General features: G+C 56.9%; 16 protein-coding genes. 4 read left to right on the top strand and 12 right to left on the bottom strand.

Annotated features, from left to right (window positions below; translation table 11 throughout):
• The first annotated feature begins 205 nt into the window (after positions 1-205).
• Positions 206-1,288, top strand: coding sequence for an IS630 family transposase (locus ACUN0E_RS28545; protein WP_445565654.1), 1,083 nt, complete (start codon positions 206-208; stop codon positions 1,286-1,288).
• On the opposite strand, the gene ACUN0E_RS28540 is transcribed toward ACUN0E_RS28545, so the two are convergent.
• Positions 1,285-1,857, bottom strand: coding sequence for a nuclear transport factor 2 family protein (locus ACUN0E_RS28540; RefSeq protein WP_445568693.1), 573 nt, complete (start codon positions 1,855-1,857; stop codon positions 1,285-1,287). The two genes, ACUN0E_RS28545 and ACUN0E_RS28540, sit on opposite strands and share 4 nt — an antisense overlap.
• Before the next feature lie 223 nt (positions 1,858-2,080).
• Here ACUN0E_RS28540 and ACUN0E_RS28535 point away from each other — a divergent pair, with 223 nt between their 5' ends.
• Both ACUN0E_RS28535 and ACUN0E_RS28530 read left to right on the top strand, forming a co-directional pair.
• Positions 2,081-3,748 carry a flavin-containing monooxygenase gene (locus ACUN0E_RS28535; RefSeq protein ID WP_445568692.1) on the top strand — a complete coding sequence of 556 codons (1,668 nt, stop codon included), beginning with the start codon at positions 2,081-2,083 and terminating at the stop codon, positions 3,746-3,748.
• A complete protein-coding gene (locus ACUN0E_RS28530; protein ID WP_445568691.1) occupies positions 3,745-4,515 on the top strand; it encodes an SDR family NAD(P)-dependent oxidoreductase in 771 nt (256 codons plus the stop codon). The genes ACUN0E_RS28535 and ACUN0E_RS28530 overlap by 4 nt, the downstream gene beginning before the upstream one ends.
• A 49-nt stretch (positions 4,516-4,564) precedes the next feature.
• On the opposite strand, the gene ACUN0E_RS28525 is transcribed toward ACUN0E_RS28530, so the two are convergent.
• Positions 4,565-4,732, bottom strand: coding sequence for a helix-turn-helix transcriptional regulator (locus ACUN0E_RS28525; RefSeq protein WP_445568690.1), 168 nt, complete (start codon positions 4,730-4,732; stop codon positions 4,565-4,567).
• A 320-nt stretch (positions 4,733-5,052) separates the two neighbouring features.
• Between ACUN0E_RS28525 and ACUN0E_RS28520 the strand changes: the two genes are divergently transcribed.
• Positions 5,053-5,313 (top strand): DUF4148 domain-containing protein, encoded by a 261-nt coding sequence (locus ACUN0E_RS28520; protein WP_445568689.1) that lies wholly within the window; start codon positions 5,053-5,055, stop codon positions 5,311-5,313.
• 709 nt (positions 5,314-6,022) lie between these two features.
• On the opposite strand, the gene ACUN0E_RS28515 is transcribed toward ACUN0E_RS28520, so the two are convergent.
• The 10 genes from ACUN0E_RS28515 to ACUN0E_RS28470 form a co-directional block, all read right to left on the bottom strand.
• Positions 6,023-7,381: a hypothetical protein gene (locus ACUN0E_RS28515; RefSeq protein WP_445568688.1), complete on the bottom strand. Its 1,359-nt coding sequence runs from the start codon at positions 7,379-7,381 to the stop codon at positions 6,023-6,025.
• 77 nt (positions 7,382-7,458) lie between these two features.
• Positions 7,459-8,703 carry an MFS transporter gene (locus ACUN0E_RS28510; RefSeq protein ID WP_445568687.1) on the bottom strand — a complete coding sequence of 415 codons (1,245 nt, stop codon included), beginning with the start codon at positions 8,701-8,703 and terminating at the stop codon, positions 7,459-7,461.
• Between the two features lie 105 nt (positions 8,704-8,808).
• A complete protein-coding gene (locus tag ACUN0E_RS28505) occupies positions 8,809-10,635 on the bottom strand; it encodes a DUF1302 domain-containing protein (protein ID WP_445568686.1) in 1,827 nt (608 codons plus the stop codon).
• Between the two features lie 452 nt (positions 10,636-11,087).
• Positions 11,088-12,470, bottom strand: a complete 1,383-nt coding sequence (locus ACUN0E_RS28500) for a DUF1329 domain-containing protein (protein WP_445568685.1) — start codon at positions 12,468-12,470, stop codon at positions 11,088-11,090.
• A 591-nt stretch (positions 12,471-13,061) separates the two neighbouring features.
• Positions 13,062-14,354, bottom strand: a complete 1,293-nt coding sequence (locus ACUN0E_RS28495; RefSeq protein ID WP_445568684.1) for an NtaA/DmoA family FMN-dependent monooxygenase — start codon at positions 14,352-14,354, stop codon at positions 13,062-13,064.
• A 168-nt stretch (positions 14,355-14,522) separates the two neighbouring features.
• Positions 14,523-14,882: a putative quinol monooxygenase gene (locus ACUN0E_RS28490; protein WP_445568683.1), complete on the bottom strand. Its 360-nt coding sequence runs from the start codon at positions 14,880-14,882 to the stop codon at positions 14,523-14,525.
• Between the two features lie 153 nt (positions 14,883-15,035).
• Positions 15,036-15,428, bottom strand: coding sequence for a RidA family protein (locus tag ACUN0E_RS28485; RefSeq protein ID WP_445568682.1), 393 nt, complete (start codon positions 15,426-15,428; stop codon positions 15,036-15,038).
• Positions 15,425-16,273, bottom strand: coding sequence for an amidohydrolase family protein (locus ACUN0E_RS28480; protein ID WP_445568681.1), 849 nt, complete (start codon positions 16,271-16,273; stop codon positions 15,425-15,427). Before ACUN0E_RS28480 ends, ACUN0E_RS28485 begins: the two co-directional genes overlap by 4 nt.
• Positions 16,266-16,670 carry a RidA family protein gene (locus ACUN0E_RS28475; RefSeq protein ID WP_445568680.1) on the bottom strand — a complete coding sequence of 135 codons (405 nt, stop codon included), beginning with the start codon at positions 16,668-16,670 and terminating at the stop codon, positions 16,266-16,268. The genes ACUN0E_RS28480 and ACUN0E_RS28475 overlap by 8 nt, the downstream gene beginning before the upstream one ends.
• 70 nt (positions 16,671-16,740) lie before the next feature.
• Positions 16,741-17,892 carry an LLM class flavin-dependent oxidoreductase gene (locus tag ACUN0E_RS28470; protein ID WP_445568679.1) on the bottom strand — a complete coding sequence of 384 codons (1,152 nt, stop codon included), beginning with the start codon at positions 17,890-17,892 and terminating at the stop codon, positions 16,741-16,743.
• Positions 17,893-18,115 lie beyond the last annotated feature (223 nt).

The following is an 18,115-nucleotide window of genomic DNA, read 5'->3' as shown; positions in this document are numbered from 1 at the left end:
ACACCGATATGGCGAACCCGCGAGCAACGTCGAATGCCCGCAAACGTGTTCCGCGTTTCAAAAATGCGAACCGAGCATCCGTCGTAATGCACCTGAGCGCATCAACGACGGATATTTCAACGCCCTGCTAGTATTCTGTCCCAGAAATAACTTGTCGTAAATTTCGATTGTTCTATGATCAAATCCGGGAGAACAGGAGGCGACCATGGGACGCAAGGGAATCGAGGTTGTGGTGTCGGAACTGGAACGAGAGCAATTGCTGTCAATGAGCCGCTCACGTTCGCTGCCTCATTCTCTGGTCCGTCGTGCAAAGATTGTTTTGATGGCGGCTGATGGCCATACGAGCCAGGAAATTGCGATGCAGTGCGAAGTGACGCCACCGGCGATCACACACTGGAAGAAGCGGTTTGTCGCGCACGGGCTTGCCGGCCTGCATGATGAAGCCCGCCCGGGCCGCCCGCGCACACATGACGATGAGGTGGTAGCGGAACTGCTCGCCAGGGTACTGCATGAGAAGCCGAACGGGGCGACGCACTGGAGCGTGCGTTCCGCTGCTGCGCAGACAGGGATTTCAAAGAGTTCGGTGGCCCGATATCTATCGCTGTTCGGTGTGCAGCCCCATCGTTCAAAGAGCTTCAAACTGTCTACCGATCCGTACTTCGTCGAGAAGGTGCGCGATATTGTCGGGCTGTACCTGAGCCCACCGATCAATGCCCTGGTGCTGTGCGTGGACGAGAAGAGCCAGTGCCAGGCGCTGGAGCGTACGCAGCCGATGTTGCCGATGGGGTTAGGCTATCTCGAAGGGGTGACGCATGATTACGTCCGGCATGGCACCACGACCCTGTTCGCTGCGCTCAACACTGCAACAGGGGAAGTCATTGCGCAATGCAAGCCGCGCCACCGGCATCAGGAATTTCTGGCGTTTCTCAGGCATATTGACCTGGCGGTGCCGGCCAATCTCGATGTGCATCTGATTGTCGATAACTATGCGACACACAAGCATCCGAAGGTCAAGGCATGGCTGGCCAGGCACACGCGCTACCACATGCATTTCACGCCGACCTACTCGAGCTGGCTCAATCAGGTTGAACGCTGGTTTGGCCTGATTACGCAGCAGGCGATCCGTCGAGGGTCGTTCAGGAACGTGCGCCAACTCATTGCCGACATCGAGCGTTACATCGAGCAATACAACGAGCACAAGCGGGCTTTCGTCTGGACCGCGACAGCCGATTCCATTCTCCGGAAAGTGGCTCGGTTATGCAAAGTTATTTCTGGGACAGAATACTAGCGCAATCCTGCTTCAACTCGCACGACGAAGACCGGGTCGAGCTGATCCCGTCTGCCGAGCGTCCATGCCGGATTCAGGGCGCCGTCTTTTGCATCGACAAGATGCGACTGCATTGCGTCGAACACGGTGCGGCGTCTCGCTACGCGCCATTCGTCGTTGCGTTTTTCGAAACGGTCCACATAGCGGCCGAAAACTTCGACCCGGCTGTTCTGTCTGCTCTCGAGATTCTTCGAGTCCAGCATGGACCGGTGCCCACTTGCCCCGGGCGCGATTTCCAGCCTCGCGACAAAGTAGCTCTCGACGGCGGCGACGTTGTCAGACGCGAATTCCACCAGGCAGTTGCCAAGGAAGTGCGTGGATGTCAGGAGGCCAGGATCATCGTGCCGTTCCCTGACCCACGCGATGAAGTCGTCCCGCGCCCCCTTGAAGTCAGCGTGATCGTCGTGGCAATCCTCAAAGAATGCAGAGCGGACGAGCTCCCAATTGCGCCGGTCCACGCCGCGGGCATAACGCAGCATCACGTCGCGAATCAGATCCTTATCGACCAGCCGCTGTATTGCAGTAGACATTGCGACGTGCTCCTTTTGTATCAAGGCATCAACGATGAATAGTCGACGTATGCCGCGTCAACGCGAGCACCGTGCGTCTCCCGTACTTTGAAATTTCCCTTCTGCATCAGACGCCCGAACCCGATTCCAAAGTACGGGAAAGCGTTTCCATGCCAATTGCTGAGCGCTGGCAACCCGCCATTCAATAGACCCTAAGGAAGCAGAACATCAGGAGACGAAAGAAATGACCCAAATGAATCACGACTCAAACGTTCTGGACGCCGTAGTCATCGGCGCAGGCTTTGGCGGGCTGTATGCGATCAAACGGCTGACCGACGCCGGCTTCGCGATCCAGGCATTCGAATCCGGTGAGGGAGTTGGCGGTACGTGGTACTGGAATCGCTATCCCGGCGCACGTGTCGATCTCGAGTGCTGGGACTATTCCTATTCGTTTTCCCCCGAACTTCAGGATGAATGGAACTGGCCGGAGCGTTACCCTGCATCTTCGGAGTTAATGAAGTACCTGAATCACGTCGCCGACCGCTTCGAACTGCGCCGGCATATCCAGTTCAAAACGAAGGTCGAGTCGGCTGTGTTCGACGAGCGGGAGAACCTTTGGGCCGTAACGACCTCGGACGGCAAGGTCACGAAGGCGCGCTTCTTTGTGCCGGCGACAGGCGTGCTGTCGGTGCCAAAGCCGCCCGAGATTCCAGGCCTCGAATCGTTCAAGGGCGAGAGCTATCACACCGGGCGCTGGCCTCATCACGAAGTCGATTTCAGCAACAAGCGCGTGGGCGTAATCGGCACCGGATCTTCGGGGATTCAGGTGATCCAGGCGCTCGCGGGCAAGTGTAAGCACCTGACCGTGTTTCAGCGCACAGCGGTTTACGTGGTCCCCGCCAAGAATCACCCCCTGACGCCGGAGATGCGAAAACGCGTGCGTGCAACGTATGCTGAGCGCCGCGCGATCAGCCGCCTGACGCGCTTTGGCATTGCGGTGCCCTTCCCGGTTGAATCGGCGCTCGACGCGACGCCCCAAGAACGCAGCAGGAAGTACGAGAACGCATGGGAAAACAGCCAGCTGCTGGGCTTCCGCATGTGCTACGGCGACATTCTCGCGAACGAGGCCGCCAATGAAACCGTGGCCGAGTTCATCCGCGGCAAGATTCGTGACGCGGTGGAGAATCCCGACGTTGCCGAAAAGCTGCTCCCGCGCGGCTTCCCATTCGGGACGAAGCGCCCGTGTCTCGGCGACACGTATTACAGCGTGTACAACCGTGACGACGTCACGCTCGTCGACCTCAAGGCGACGCCGATCGAACGCATCGTGCCCGAAGGCGCGGTCACCAGCGAAGGCCTGCAGGAGCTTGACTGCCTGATCTACGCAACCGGCTATGACGCGCTGACCGGCGCACTCATGCAGATCGACGTACGCGGCGTGAACGGCCGCAAGCTGACCGACAAGTGGGCGAGCGGCGCGAAGACGTACATCGGCCTGATGACTAGCGGCTTCCCGAACCTGTTCACAGTCACGGGACCAGGGAGCCCAGGCCCGCTCGCGAACATGTCGATGAGCATCGAGCAGCACATTGACTGGATCACGGCATGCATGGTCCATCTGCGCGAATCCGCCGTCGACCGTATCGACGCCGAGCAGCATGCCGAAGAAAGCTGGATGCAACACGTCCAGGACGTCGTCGCAAATACGCTGTATCTGAAAGCGAATTCCTGGTATGTCGGCGCGAACGTGCCGGGGAAAGCGCACGTGTTCCTGCCGTATCTGGGCGGCCACGGCACCTACTGCAAGAAGTGTGACGACATCGCGGCAGCAGGCTATCCGGGCTTTGTGCTGACACAGGGAGGCGCCACCAGCGTCGAAACATCGAACGAAACCATCAAAGACGTAGCATGAACGCAAGCACTGGACGAATGAAAGACAAGGTCGCCTACATTACGGGCGCAGGCGCGGGTATCGGCCGTGCCGCCGCCGAGCTTTTCGCCCGCGAAGGCGCAACCGTCATCGTCGCGGAATTCAACGTGGAAAATGGCCTGGCGTGCGCCGATGCGATTAATGCTGCCGGCGGGAGGGCAAAGTTCATCCACACGGATGTGACGAGCGAGGACAACGTACGCGGATCGATCGAGGTCGCGGTGCAGTTCGCCGGCCGGATAGATGTGCTGTACAACAATGCAGGCGGATCGACATCGATCGACGCGCAGGTAACCGACTGCCCGGCCGAGGAGTTCTGGCGTGCGGTCAAACTCGATCTGTTTGGCACCTGGATTACCTGCAAGTACGGCATCGCAGCGATGATGAACAGCGGTGGTGGCTCGGTCATCAACAGCGGCTCGGTGTTCGCACTCGTCGGCACCCGCGGCAAGGATGCCTATACGGCGGCGAAAGGCGGCATATCGTCGATCACGCGCTCGATGGCTGTCGAGTACGCGCCCTATCGCATCCGCGTGAACGCCGTCGCGCCGGCCGTGACGAAGACGGCGCGCGTGCTCGGCCTGATCGATGAGCAACCCGAAGTCGTCAACAAGACCGGCGAGCGTCAGTTGCTGGGTTTGATCGAGCCGAACGAAGTCGCCTTGACCGCGCTGTATCTCGCCTCTGACGAATCGAAAACGACGACCGGCCAGATATTCCCGATCGACGGAGGTTTTTCGATTTCGTGAGAACGAAGATCGCATCGTACGTGGAGGGATGACAGGCGGGACGGTGTTTTCATCGCATGTCCTGCTGGGTTTTGAGGATGGCCTGAGCGCGGGTCTTAACCTCCAGTTTGAGATAGAGATTCTTCAGGTGAAACTTCACCGTGTTTTCGGAGAGGAACAATTTCTCCGATATCTCCCGGTTCGACGCTCCGCTGCGAAGTAGGATGCCGCGCAGCACCACTCACCAAAAGGCCGCTCCCCCTCATTCTGCACAACCAGAATCGAACGCCGGTTACCTATCCAGCTCGCCACACTGGCGCTAGGTGTGGCCTGAAAGGCCCGCAGGTTGGCCGCTCGACTTCGTTGTCACGCCATTGTCGCCCCTGCCGACCAAAACATATCTGCGCACGCGCCGAACCCGACTATCTCAAAATTCGCAACAGTTTATCCCTGATTTAGGTACTTACCCTGATCCCACCCAGCTCCTAAACTACTTCTTTCTGCAACGGACATACGGGTTTGTTGCTCATATCAGAATAAGCTCCGGAGGTAGTCATCATGAAGTCGATCATCAAGGCCGTTGCCGTCGCCGCCCTCATTGCCACGCCGCTCGCTTCCTTCGCGCAGTCGAGCCAGCCGGTGACGCGTGCGCAAGTCCGCGCAGAACTTGCTCAGCTTGAAAAAGCCGGCTACAACCCGAGCGACTGGATGCATTACCCGGCAAACATTCAGAACGCTGAAGCCATTGTCTCGCAACAGAATAGCAACAACACTGCTTACGGCGCCGATACCGGCAGCACGTCGCAATCTGGCAAGTAGGAACTCAGCCACCCGGCCCAGCATCCCGAAACAGGTCCGTATCTGGTATTAGAGCGGACCTCTTCTATTGTACTGATGCCTCAGTCTCCGCACGCCCGGGCCGGATGGACTGGGCGTTTTTTGTCCGAAGCTGGGTTTTGCTGCCGTCAGTAGCGGGAATCTATCGAGCACTTCGGCACGCCGAGCGCCGTGCACACATTACCCGACCTTCCTAATTCCCTGTCGCCAGCATAAGTCTCCTGCCGCGCCGGCCAGTGGGCCGAAACCGCATTTCATCGCGCGTTGTTCGTATCGACGAACCAGCACCGCATTGACATAAAGAACTCAGACAAGTCGATCCGCACAATGCATGCATGCCACTCGTTCTGGGCGCGGCCACTTTCCGGGACAGCGATCGCCGCTTCCCGCCTCCCCCTCCGCCGTCTTCACGCTGCGTCGGCTAGCATCGACTGACGACACTCCGCCGCGGCGCGCCAACTTAGGTACTGCGATCGAACCTCTCCATCCAAGGGATCGTCAGTGGCCAGAAAATATCCAATAAACAATTTTTCGACGACGTCGTTCAGTCAGAGCGTGTGGACGAAGATGTAACCTACGTTTTCGATCGTTTCGCAGTTTGTGCGAACGCATGATTAAACCATCGTGCGCCGTTTGCCGCCGCCCCGCGCAGTGGGCCGCCAGTCTGTCTGCGACCGGCCGATATCGCGGGCTATAAGGCCTCGTGCACGGCGCTCTCAGCAGGAAGGGCTACCGGCAACGGCGAGCCAGGTGTCCAGAACTCGTGGTCCAGGCCTGCCTGCTCCGTCGCACGGTCAACACGGAGCCCGATCGTTTTCTCAATGATCAGCACGACGGTCAACCCGGCCACGCCGCTGCAGCCCAACGTCACCAGTGTACCGATCACCTGCATGCCCAAGCTTATGTGCGCATGCTGGAATGCATAGTGTCCGGTCAGTCCGGGCATACCCCCGGTCGGCAACCCCGATCCGATGACACCAGCCGCAAGAGCGCCGAGGATCGACGGCCCCAGTGCCAGAGGCACGATCTTCTGATCGTCTATCTTAAGCCGCGTCATGACAGTCCCGCCCAACAGCATGACGAATGGTCCCACAAGGCCAAGAACAAAACACTGCCAAGGCGCCGCAATGTCAAGCGATGCGGTGCAGGCAATATAGCCGGCAATAGGACCAAAGAAAATGTAGAGCGGGTTATGTTTTTGATAGGCAATCACCGCACCGGCCAGCGCCCCACCGCTCAAAGCGACAAATACATTTGAAAATACAATCCCCAGACCAGACGAGGTATTGCTAATTCCAAAGTACCCCACTCCCGGTTCAAAATAGCCGCAACCGATCACGAAGATCGGAATCGCTATCATGAGCAGCACGGCACCGGCAGCCAGGAGCGTGATGTTGAAGCCGCCCTCCGATCCGATACGCGGCCCGAGCCGCCACGCCAGGATCAACGACAATACACCGACGTTCATATAGAGTCCAAAGCAGCCGACAAAATCGTGCAGCCCGAGGTTCGTCAGTGGTCCCACTGGACCCCAAGTCAGATAGGCGAGGAAAGGCATCAGAACGCCACCCGCCAGTGCCGACATGATGTAGCAAGCGATCGGCTTAAGTCGTTCGATGCCCATGCCGTGAATAAACGCACCAATCAACGCGGCAAACGCAAAGAAGAAAACGTTGAAGATCTGCTGAGCGTCAGCACCCGCTAGCACCTTGGGGTCGACGTTCTGTGCAAATGTTCGCATGTTCGGTCCAAGTATCCACCAGTCCGACAGCGACTGACGAAATGCATCAGGCACGCCATACGCCTGGTCGAACTGCCAGTTCCAGATACCATAGCCCGCAATCAGAACCGCCACGCCGCCCACGAACGCACTCGTGAGTTTCTGCACGAATGTATCCACCAGATTTTTCGGCTGGACCAGGCTGCCATCAAGGAGAATGAGCGCCAGAAGACCAATGAAGGCACCCATCGTGGCAAAAATGTAAAAGAAATCGGTTAGGAATGCCTCGGTGGAAACCTGGGCTACAAAGCTTTGACTCGCTGCTAACATAATCACCTCGCTCGGCAAAAGTATTAATGAATGAAAATCCCTAAATCTGTACACGGCAAAACCGTGGAGATGCCGGCTCAGACGTGAGCTTTATTGCCGTAACGTGCTGCATCGCGATCGCCATGACGTGCTGCCATGTAGTAGCAGAAGCAGGCGAGGTAATCGCTGAGGACGCCAATCGCCAATGAACCGGCGCCCCACGCCAGGTTCATGAGGAAGAACGCGACGGCGGTTGCCTTGGCGTGACCATCGTCAGGTGTCACGTCCTGAATGAACGCAAGCAACGACCCATAGTTCGAGATGCTCAAGAGGATAACGACGCCAAGGCTCACCTCGGAGATATTCTTCTCTAGCGACAGCAGCGCGATTACATAACCCACCGTTATGGAGATTGCCACTACACAGCCGAACAACTGGGGGCGCCCCACCGACTTGCGCCGCAACCGCGTTGCAATAGTGCCGCCAATCAAAATCCCCGCGAGTCCTAGAATGATGTAGTTGAGACCGAGAAACCATGAGATCTCCGCCTCGCTCATGTGCAATGATCGCGTCAGAAACAATGGCAACCACTGAACGCTGGATTCGGTCAGATTCGTATGAAACATGCCTGCCGCGACAATCCAGCGAAAGATCGGAATCCTGAACAGCGCCGGAAAGTCCTTGAAATCCGAAAAACTCATTGCTTGCGGCGAACTGCGTTCACGGTCTCGCATGGACAGTAAAACGGCTAGACCCACAATCAGCCCAAGTGCGCCGGCTGTATAAACGCCGATGCGCCAACCATGGGCAGCGCTAACGTTCCCTATCAGGATATAGGCGGCCAGCATGCCGAAAACTGCCCCCGCGGCATAGACTGAATTGGCGATCTGCCGTTTAGACCCTTCAAAATTGTCGGCGATGAGTGAGAGCGACGGCGGGGTGGGGCCAGCCTCGCCGAGCCCAATACCGAGACGGGTCAAGAAAATTGACCCGAAGCCAGTCGTCATCCCGCAAGCCGCCGTCATTGCGGAAAACAGGATTGTCGAGTAGCCAATCAACTTCGCCCGATTGACACGGTCCGCGGCAACAGCGCCGCTAACGCTTGCAATGCCGTAGATCACCGGAAAGGCAAGACCCGTCAACTGACCAATCTGCGTGTCGGTCAGCTTGATTTCCCGGCTGATCTCCGGAAGTAGTAGCGGAAAAATTTGTTGATCCATATAGCTGACCACATACACCAACGAAACCAGAATCAGGATCAACGCCGGCGCCGAGTCAGAAGCAGATGGCTTACCGACCGACTCCGCCACGCTCTCCAATGCCACTTCAGATTGCCCCTGCATAGCCATTTCTCCAGAAATCGGATTCGATTCTGCTCGTTACCCGGTCACCGACGCGCGCAGTGAGACAACGCGCGGCCGGTTCAACGTCTAATGCCCTTCACTGATTCAAAAGTTTCGCGTTGCAAACATCCCCACGAAATTGCGGTCGGCATAGGGTTGACCAACGGTATCGTGCCCCCCGAAAAACGCCGTGAAATTGATGCCTGCCTGCCACACAGCGGGGTTCTGGTTAAACAGCACATAGACGTTCACGGATTTGGCTCCCTGCATATAGTTCGCGGAGAATGTCGGGGTATAGCCGTAGAGTGCGTCTGAGAACGTCACGCCGGGGGTAATCTGCCAGCCGGGAATCACGCTTCCGTCATAGGTCCAGTTGAAATCGATCGTCGCCCCCACCGAGCTCGCCGTGCCTTGCGCTGCGATGATCGGATAACCCACGCCGGAGTCGTTGTTCAGCCACGCGCTATAACCTGCCGCTGGCAGTTGTGTCACGGTGGTTCCGTTGACGGTACGTGTGACGCCACCGGAACTGAGACCGGGGTAGTAAATCCAGGTCAGCTCAGCTGTAAGGACAGCCATGTCTGCATGAATCAGTTTCAAGAATGGGTAATTGCTTTGGGTAAGGTTCAATTGACCGTTGATGTCGTACTGAAACTTCTTCCTGTCGACCCACTGCTGACAGTTCAGCCCGCTTACGCTATTGGTGTTGAGATCGGGCAGGCCGCCGGCGCCGAAGCAGCTCGACAGCGCGACCGCGTCCTTGGGACGGTATGAAAGCTCAGTTCCGATCGCCCAGTCTCCCAATGCGAAATTCGAACTCACACCAAATAATTGACGATTTTCAAGATATTGATACTGGATTGTCCCGCTCGCCATCGAGGAATACACCGGCGACTTGTCGGTGTAGTTCTCGTAATAAAACGCGAACGAAGCGTCGATGGCTGTCGGCTTGTAGTTGAACTTGATCCCGAATTGAGGCTTGTACTTCGACGGCAATTGCGTCTCTACCGGATAGCCGATTGAATTGTACGGTGCGCCGGAATACGCACCATTCACGAGGCCGGTATTGATCCCGGAGATCGTATTGGCATTCCCCGAGTTGGAACCGGCAATGGTTCCCGCATCAGGCCCGCTGACATTGTAATTGTTCGTACTGCCCGTATACGGCCAAACACCACGGCCGAAGGAGTTGGTGACCGACCAATAGCTACCGACAGGCGGATACCGGTTTCCGTTCCACTGGAACTGATAGTAACCCTCGGTACTGAAGCCGGCCGGCAGACCGGTCGCAAAGCTCAGCATCGGCGCAGGAAGCAGCGCCTGTTTGAGTTGCGTGCCGGGAATCAGAAGCTTCTGGATATCGAGCGAATTGGTGGCGTTGATGCCGCCCGACGCAAAATAACTCTCACCCCAGTTGATGACCTGATTTCCCAGCCGAACATGCGCAGCGGAACCCGCGAGCGTAAAGTCTTTTTCAACCCATAGATCGAGCAGTTGCGCGTTATAGACCACCTGTGCGCTAGCCGTGCTCGAGAGAGGCGTTCTCGCGGTGTCCCCGGCGAGAAAGTCATACATCCCCGTGCCACGAATCATAACCTTGTAACCTTCGGCTGGCATTGTGAACAACAACTCACTCGTTGCGCTCACGTACGTCGTGAACGGTTGCCCTTTCCGATAATTGAGGTCGCCCGCATCCCCCGCGCCCCATTGCGCGACATTGGCACCTGCGCCACAGCCGGCGGAATTCGGATCGCCCGTGAGCGAGCAGCTCGGTGACTCGGTCCGTATACCGGCGCCGGCCGTAAGGTTGGAAACCCAGGAGGCGTGAAGATCGCCCAGTCCTGTATCGAACTCGTACCCGTGCGCTTGCCCCATCGCGAGCGCGCTGCAAAGCGTGACTCCAAATAGCGGAACTTTTTTACTTACGTTCATTTCAATCCACCATCTAAATAGTTTTAGAGTGGCCAGCCCCCCAATTCCCTATCGACGGAGCGCCGCCAGCTGCGCTCCGTGCTCATGCGGAGAAGCCGCAATGCGCAGCATTCACCAATTCGGCGGCGATAGGTATCCGGATCAAAGGTCAAGCCACGGCGTATTTACTTGAGCGGATACGCGACCGTGCAGCTGGCTGGTATCCAGGCAAACCAATGAAATACCGGGTACTTGTGAAACCGTGAAAAGGTGTATGCGCTCAATGAACAAGCGAGCCGGGATCACGATTCCGAATTATAAAAAATGGCATTTCCATATAATTTTCTTTTTGTCATATTATTACGTAATCCTTATTTATACGTTCCAGATGTGTCTAAAAATTCAATCAACTCCACCTGTATTCCTCAGGAATTAGCGATCCAAGGATCGCGAATTCAGTGACGGTTAACTCATCAACGTTCGCTGATCGTGCCGAGATTCTCGCCGGTATAATAGTTGTCGGTCAGACGAGGATCATGGGTGCCTGGAGGAAAGAAACGGACATCCTTTCCTGTTCCAAGCACGGTCTGATCGAGCACATAACGGCCGCTTGTCATGTCGTTGAAAACACCCGCGATCGGCGTACAGGCCTGGATTTCCCATTGCGGGGCGATGAAGTTTTCCTTTTCCCGCCAGATCTTGCCCTGCGCGTCGTAATCGTCGCCGACCACCAGCAGCCAGCTATCCTCATCGACATAGAGGGTTTTACGCGGCGTGGAGTGACGCATACCTGCCTTCACAGTTCCCTCGACGACCCATACCCGGTGCAGTTCGTAGTGACGGAAATTCGGGTTCACCGCACCTTGCCCCGTCGCATCTTCCAGCTTTCGGGTGAAGTCTTGCGCCACAAAATTGTCATACGGAATGTAGACCTCTTTCTTGCCGACGATCTTCCAGTCAAAGCGATCTGGCGTACCCGAAAATACCCACGATGCATCCGCCGGATACTGATTTTCATAGCCGATAAGAGGCGCATCGTATGCATAGCTCGGCAGGCGACGCACGCGTCGTTGGCCCGTGAAGTAGTACCAGGAATCCGTTTCCTTACCGAAATAGTAGCGCTGCATCACGCCTTGGCCTGCCATTGCTGCGGGGGTAGCGTAGCCGTAGTAATTCCCGTTCTGCAAGCCGCCCATGTCCTGTGGCGAGTGCTGCCCTTCCTCTGCCCAAGGATAGTAATAGGTGGTTTTGTAGCTCAGTTTGATAGGCTCACTGCCGCCTGGACGGGGCGAAACGTACTCGTTGCCATTCGTCCATTCCTGCCCCGCCGTCTGATAGCGCATCAGCCAGTTCCATACGATCTCGATACCGGCTTTCGGCACAGGGAAAGGCACACCCGGCAACACCGCACTGGCGAGAGACCAACCGTCCTTTCCGATTGTCGATTTCCCCGCTCCCTCCTTCGTGTTTCGCGTAACGAAATCAGGAAGACCGCAATCGCGATGGCTCGGATAGACCGGCATCGTATAGCCCTTCACCTGCTTCAGCATCTGGATCTGACCAGGAGCCAGCCTGTCTGCATACTTGTCGACATTCGAGACATCAATGACAAAAAGCGGCTTTTCATCCTTGTATTTCCAGTAAGCGACGCGGGGCTTTCCCCAACTCCACCCCGGCGGCGCCGTTTCGGAACCGGAGAAAGTGGGAATCGTATCGTCGGCGTTACCTGCCTTCTCGGCACCCACAAGGGTGAGATCACGACCGAGACGGGAAATGTCATCCTGCGACGCTGGATAAGCATTGACCGCAAGCAGGCCAGCTGCAGCCATAACGAAAGACATTCGATTGAACTTCATGGCAATTCTCCTTGGTGAAATCGTCTAAACACCTAACGGCAGCGGCTATCTATCCGTAACCGACATCGCGGGTGGCGCTTCCCACGCCGACGCAGTTGGCCAGTATCCGATCTTTTCGCAATCAGCATGACACCGTACAACAAATAGTACTGATGAGTATTTTTTTAATCCATAAGGAATTTACGTATACGAATTTGTATTTGCAAGAAACATTTGGCGTGCGAGCCGCGCGGTCGCGCGGCACACTCCGTGACGAAGTCAACCGGCGCGTCCAGAGACGAACGAGCAGCATTTGGGCTCTCACAGGGGTCGAGATAGGATACCGATCACCGGCCTCGAACGAGGTCGGCTAATCCCGCAACAGGGGATTTCGTCTACGGCCGTGCCCGCACGCAGTTCGCGTGCGCCGGCGATGGATCACGGACGGGCTTCACGCTCTGACGCGCGAGGGAACGCGCCGGGATTGAATCGCGCTTGACGCCGGCAGAATGCCTTCTGGCACCCGGTACACGAGTGTTACCCACGAGAAGCAGGCGCAGTCAAACTCAGAATGAATAGCCGACCTGCGACTTTCCAGCCGCAGGCCTCGAATTACCTGCTCCCCTGCTTCAGATGATCACGCAGTGTCGTGCCCTCATAGTCCTCCCGGAAAATCCCACGCTCCTGGAGAAGCGGCACCACGGCGCGTGCAAATTCTTCGATCGAAGAAGGCATGACGTGAGGACTCAAGATAAAACCGTCAGCCCCCCATTGTTCAAACATCTGCTGCATCTGGTCGGCGACCTGTTCCGGCCTGCCGATAAGTTCAGGACATAAGGCATTCACAGAGTAACGCCGGGCGGCCTCAACCACGGTGAGATTGTCGCCCGCCATTGCGTTGACCATTACATCGAGGGCGCCTGTCGATCCCGTACCCACGTCGAGATCAGTCAACTTCTGGTGCGGCGATACCTTGGTGAGATCGACACCTGTCGCCATGGACGTGCGCGCCAGTGCAACGTCATCGTCGACGAGAGAGTACAAATACTGTCTTTTTTCCTCGGCAATGCGTTCAGTCTCCCCGATGATCACCTGGATGGAAGGCAAAATCGCACAGTCCTCCGGCGCCCGGCCGAGGTGCGCCATCCGTTGGTCCATATCCGCACGGAACGCCTTCATCGAGGCCTCCGTGCGCTGGTAGGTAAAGAGAATCTCAGCCCAACGCGCCGCGAATTGCCGGCCGCGCTCCGAAGACCCTGCCTGCATGATCATCGGTCTTCCCTGGGCGCTTGGCGGAACAGTGAGTGGCCCCTGCGTCTTGAAGTACTTCCCGATGTACTCGATGTGCTTGAGTTTATCGGGGTCGATGAATTCGCCTCGCTTCCGGTCGGCCAGGTAAGCATCCGCAGCGAAACTGTCCCACAGTTGCATGCAGGATTCGACCATCTCATCGGCGCGGTCATATCGCTCATCTTTGGGCAGAAGCTTGGGTTTGCCAAAGCGCTGCGCCTCCTGATCAGAAACGGAGGTCACCACATTCCACGCCATGCGTCCCTTACTCAACACATCCAGCGTGCCGAGTGCGCGAGCGACGCCATATGGCTCAAGGAAACTGGAGGAAATCGTGATGCCGATGCCCAGACGCGTGGTGGCCTGAGCGACCGACGCAGCCAGGGGCACGGGATCGAGGAGGTAGATATCCCCGCCTTTGCGTGTCATTTCATCGTTATAAAACGTCAGCGCATCTGCGAAAAAAATCGCGTCGAACTTGGCCGCTTCCAGCGTTCGTGCAATCGAACCCCACCACCCTCCATCCAGAAATGAAATTTCGGCTTCCGGATGCCTCCAGGATCCAACCAGCGGCCCTGTCTGCATCACAGGAATCAAATGCATCTGTCGCTTCATGGTGACACCTTTTTCTTATGTGCAGTAAGCGTATGAGCACGCCGTCGAAAACATGTTTGACCTACTAATTCCGGCGCAGGCGTGAGTGAGCAATAGGCAGTAAGACGATTTCCAAGGCGGGCGTCTCATGCGAAGGTGAAGAAGCCTGACGCCCTCGTATACTAGGGTTCAGGACAGCGACAAACCGTCAAGGAGACTCATATAGACTGCGCCGAACCCGTCAAGACGGCTGCGAACCACATCGTCCGGCGCACCGTAAACGACCAAGCCCATGACCGTCACGAGCGACAGGAAGCGTTCTGCAAAAGGAACGAAGGTTTGATCGATGTGCGTGATAGCAGCGGCGGAATCACGATAGCGTTCGAAGATATGCACTGTCGATTGATCAGCATCCACGCTGTACTCGTATGCAAGCGCACCCGACTCCTTGCGGGTTTCCGCAACCACCTCCCCGACCAGTCGCTTGAACTCGTCGAATCGTCCGACTTTGACCGAAATGCTAAAGACCCAATAAATTTCTTTTGACATGGGATCCACTTTCCGATGGATGGATGATCTGAATGGCGGGCATTTCAACCTGCATGGCGCATAATTTTTGCCCCGCCGGAGAAACGCCACGCATGTGCGCAGCATTGCAAATGCGCTCCCAAGGAAACCGAGCGGCCGTACTTCACGCGTCGGTCAGTCGATATTCCTTGCTGCAATCGCTTCGATCTGCACACGTAGGTCCGAAGCAATACCGAGAACGAAGGAGCATCGCGCCGGATAGGGCCCCGCGCCGAGTTTCTCGCGGTATGCCTCAATGAATTCGCCACGATAGGATTCGTCGCGCAGGTAACAGGTTGTTTTGACCACGTCGCGTAGCGTCAGACCCTCCTCCGCGAGAAGTGTCTCGATGTTCCGGAGGCAGATACGCGTCTCATCGCCGATCGAAGCCGCGTCGACGCGTCGACGCATGGTCGTAGGATCGAGTGCCAACCCGGCGGCATAGACAAAGAGATCCGTCGCGGTGCCGGAAGATAGGCCGGCAGCAGAATAGTCGCCAAGTTCTGGTGGATTCAAGTATCGCGTCATGATGGCACCATGATTTCAAAAGGCCGGTTGTAGAGAATGTCTTCCACGTCCGCGCGTGGAATCGGAAGCGGCATCGCCAGCTCGCTGATCGCGAGGAAATCGTCGGCCGCAGAGCGGGGATTGAACGACGGGAAGTCCGAGCCAAAAACGAGGCGATCGGTCACCCGCCCCTCGATTGCCAGACGCAAACCCGTGTACATTTGCCAAGTCTTGAGCGGAAGCGTCGACACATCGGCGTAGACGTTGCGGTTCTTCATCATCAACTCGACCGTCTCGTTCATCCACGGTTTTCCGAAATGCGCAAGCAACAGCTTCGTGCTGCGGAATTCTCTCGCTACCTTGTCCAGCAAGGACGGACTCGCGTATTCGTGGAAGCCGTTCGGCGAGAACACGCTCGCTTGATGGAACATCAGGAAGATGCCGAGGTCGGCCGCTGCCCTGTAGACCGCGTACGCTTCTTCGGAATGGGGATGAAAGCCTTGGTAAGGCGGTGAAATCTTCACCCCATGCAGTCCCCACTCCTTAACCGCAACGCGCAGATTTCCCGCCGCATTTGGCTGAGTAGGGTCCACACTGCCGATCCCGATCGCGCGGTCCTTGTTGGCGTGCAGGTAGGTTCCAATGAAATCATTGGGAATGTGCATGCCCATATTGGCGATTTGCAGGCCGACAATCGCGAAGCGGGAGACGCCCGCGGCCTCCATCGTGCGCGTATGCGTTTGCGGATCAGCCTCCCCGAATGCCTTGCGCCCGACCATCTCGAGCCCGCGATCGGTCCAGACCGGACCGACGTGTTCAGGCAGGTAGATATGGGTATGCCAATCGGTGAATGGCCGATCAGGCATTAGCGCGCCCCTTGGGTTGCACGGCGACCACGTCCAGTTCAACCCGGCAATCGCCCGCGATACCTACCACCAACGTGCAGCGCGCCGGATAAGGACCGGGGGCGAACACTTCCGTGTAGGCTTCCCAGAACTCCTTGCGATACGAATCGTCCGCGAGGTAGCAGGTCACCTTGACGATATCCTTCATCGTGCAGCCGGCGGCCGCAATCACATCCTCCACTTCCTTTAACGCGAGGCGCGTTTCATTCGCGATCGTGTCGGCCTCAGGAAGACGCTTGAGCGTGTGCAGGTCGAGCGCCATGCCGCCCGCAAAGACCATGCCGTTTGCGGCGACACCCGGATTCAGGCCGAACTTCGGATATGGATCGCCGCGTGGATTCAGATATTGAATAGTCATGGTGTTCTCAGAAATTTTATTAGTAGTTCGAAGTTATTAAAATTGAAGAAGATAAATCGTCACGAACATTCTAGAACTTGCGCAGCGCCGGGAGAACTTCCTCCCCGAACAATTGCAAAGACGACTCCAGTTCGGGCCCGCGGATGCCAGGGAAGCCCATCTGCAATAACCAGTGCTTCACATTGTGAGTCTCCGAAAGCCGGCGCATCCGTTCGATGACGGTTTTAGGAGAACCGATCATGAGGTGATCGCGCTCCATCATGAGGTCGTACATCGGAATCTTCGCGAGGTTTGGATCGTTCGGGTCTTCGTCGATGTCGAGCCACATGTTCGCCCGCCGTACTTTGTTGACGTACTCGGCAAAGGCCACCACCGATGATTCTGTGACGCGGCGCGCTTCCTCATCTGTTTTGGCAACGAAAGCGAGACGCAGGACCGCGCAGCGCTCACCCAGCGCCAGTTGCTTATTGTGGCGCTCGGTCAACTCCTTCTGGTATGCGGCAAACAGATCCTTCAGCCCCTTCCCCGTCGGATACCAGGTGATTGCACCGGTATCTCGCCGCGCGGCCCCCATGAACCCCGACATGCTTTCGGTGACGACGTACATTGGCGGCGTGGGTTTCTGGACGGGCTGCGGAACGATGCCGAAACCCTTCATGAAGCCATTCTCGTCAACATAACCGGGGTGTTCGACCGCCCCCATTGCGGCTTTGAATTTCAGCCCGGGATGGGGGAACGTATATCGTTCGCCCTTGTAGCTGAAGGGATCCATGGTCATCGCGCGGCGCATGATTTCGAAGTTTTCTTCGAAGATCGCCTCGCTTTTGGACGGTCCCGCGCTCCAGCGATCCGCCTCGGGATTGAGATTCATCACCTCGAAATCCACGATGCCGCGAGCGAAGGCGGGCTCCAGGCGGCCGCCACTGAAGTGGTCGAGCATTGCGAGGTCCTCCGCAAGACGCACAGGATGCCAAAGCGGCAACTGCACCGCAGCCAACCCGATACGAATACGCTCGGTGCGCGCCGCAATATCGGCAGCGAGCATGACGGGATTCGCGCAGGCGTCGGTGCCGTCAGTATCGAAATGGTGTTCGCCAAGCCAGATACCGTCAAAGCCCAATTTGTCAGCCATGACCGCGTGCTGGCGCGTAGCCGTCAGGACGTCACCCCAGGACATATCGCCCGACCGATTCGTCAGGGCATAAAGCAAATCCACTCTCATTTCGGTTTCTCTCCATCATCATCGACGTGAGCGCCGACGATCGCGCTTCGGCGCCGGCAGTCATACCCTGTCTTATGCCACGGCCGTAACGCAGCTTACCGTAGCATTAGATACTGATTGGTATATTCTTATACAAGATAGTTTTCTGTCAAGGTGAAATAAATATGAAAAGCCGGTTCGGTGAAAATGTGCACGGCACAGCCGGCAACACAGTATGGGCAAC

The organism is Paraburkholderia sp. D1E, assembly GCF_052682275.1.
Note: the sequence above shows the minus strand (reverse complement) of the source record. Positions and strands in the feature narration are given on the sequence as shown.

Excerpts from the sequence above, each read along its gene's own strand:
- ACUN0E_RS28530 (WP_445568691.1), top strand. The coding sequence starts at position 3,745 with ATGAACGCAAGCACTGGACGAATGAAAGACAAGGTCGCCTACATTACG.
- ACUN0E_RS28520 (WP_445568689.1), top strand. The coding sequence starts at position 5,053 with ATGAAGTCGATCATCAAGGCCGTTGCCGTCGCCGCCCTCATTGCCACG.
- ACUN0E_RS28540 (WP_445568693.1), bottom strand. The coding sequence starts at position 1,857 with ATGTCTACTGCAATACAGCGGCTGGTCGATAAGGATCTGATTCGCGAC.
- ACUN0E_RS28485 (WP_445568682.1), bottom strand. The coding sequence starts at position 15,428 with ATGACGCGATACTTGAATCCACCAGAACTTGGCGACTATTCTGCTGCC.
- ACUN0E_RS28475 (WP_445568680.1), bottom strand. The coding sequence starts at position 16,670 with ATGACTATTCAATATCTGAATCCACGCGGCGATCCATATCCGAAGTTC.
- ACUN0E_RS28500 (WP_445568685.1), bottom strand. The coding sequence starts at position 12,470 with ATGAAGTTCAATCGAATGTCTTTCGTTATGGCTGCAGCTGGCCTGCTT.
- ACUN0E_RS28535 (WP_445568692.1), top strand. The coding sequence starts at position 2,081 with ATGACCCAAATGAATCACGACTCAAACGTTCTGGACGCCGTAGTCATC.
- ACUN0E_RS28545 (WP_445565654.1), top strand. The coding sequence starts at position 206 with ATGGGACGCAAGGGAATCGAGGTTGTGGTGTCGGAACTGGAACGAGAG.
- ACUN0E_RS28470 (WP_445568679.1), bottom strand. The coding sequence starts at position 17,892 with ATGAGAGTGGATTTGCTTTATGCCCTGACGAATCGGTCGGGCGATATG.
- ACUN0E_RS28490 (WP_445568683.1), bottom strand. The coding sequence starts at position 14,882 with ATGTCAAAAGAAATTTATTGGGTCTTTAGCATTTCGGTCAAAGTCGGA.
- ACUN0E_RS28515 (WP_445568688.1), bottom strand. The coding sequence starts at position 7,381 with ATGTTAGCAGCGAGTCAAAGCTTTGTAGCCCAGGTTTCCACCGAGGCA.
- ACUN0E_RS28480 (WP_445568681.1), bottom strand. The coding sequence starts at position 16,273 with ATGCCTGATCGGCCATTCACCGATTGGCATACCCATATCTACCTGCCT.
- ACUN0E_RS28505 (WP_445568686.1), bottom strand. The coding sequence starts at position 10,635 with ATGAACGTAAGTAAAAAAGTTCCGCTATTTGGAGTCACGCTTTGCAGC.
- ACUN0E_RS28495 (WP_445568684.1), bottom strand. The coding sequence starts at position 14,354 with ATGAAGCGACAGATGCATTTGATTCCTGTGATGCAGACAGGGCCGCTG.
- ACUN0E_RS28510 (WP_445568687.1), bottom strand. The coding sequence starts at position 8,703 with ATGCAGGGGCAATCTGAAGTGGCATTGGAGAGCGTGGCGGAGTCGGTC.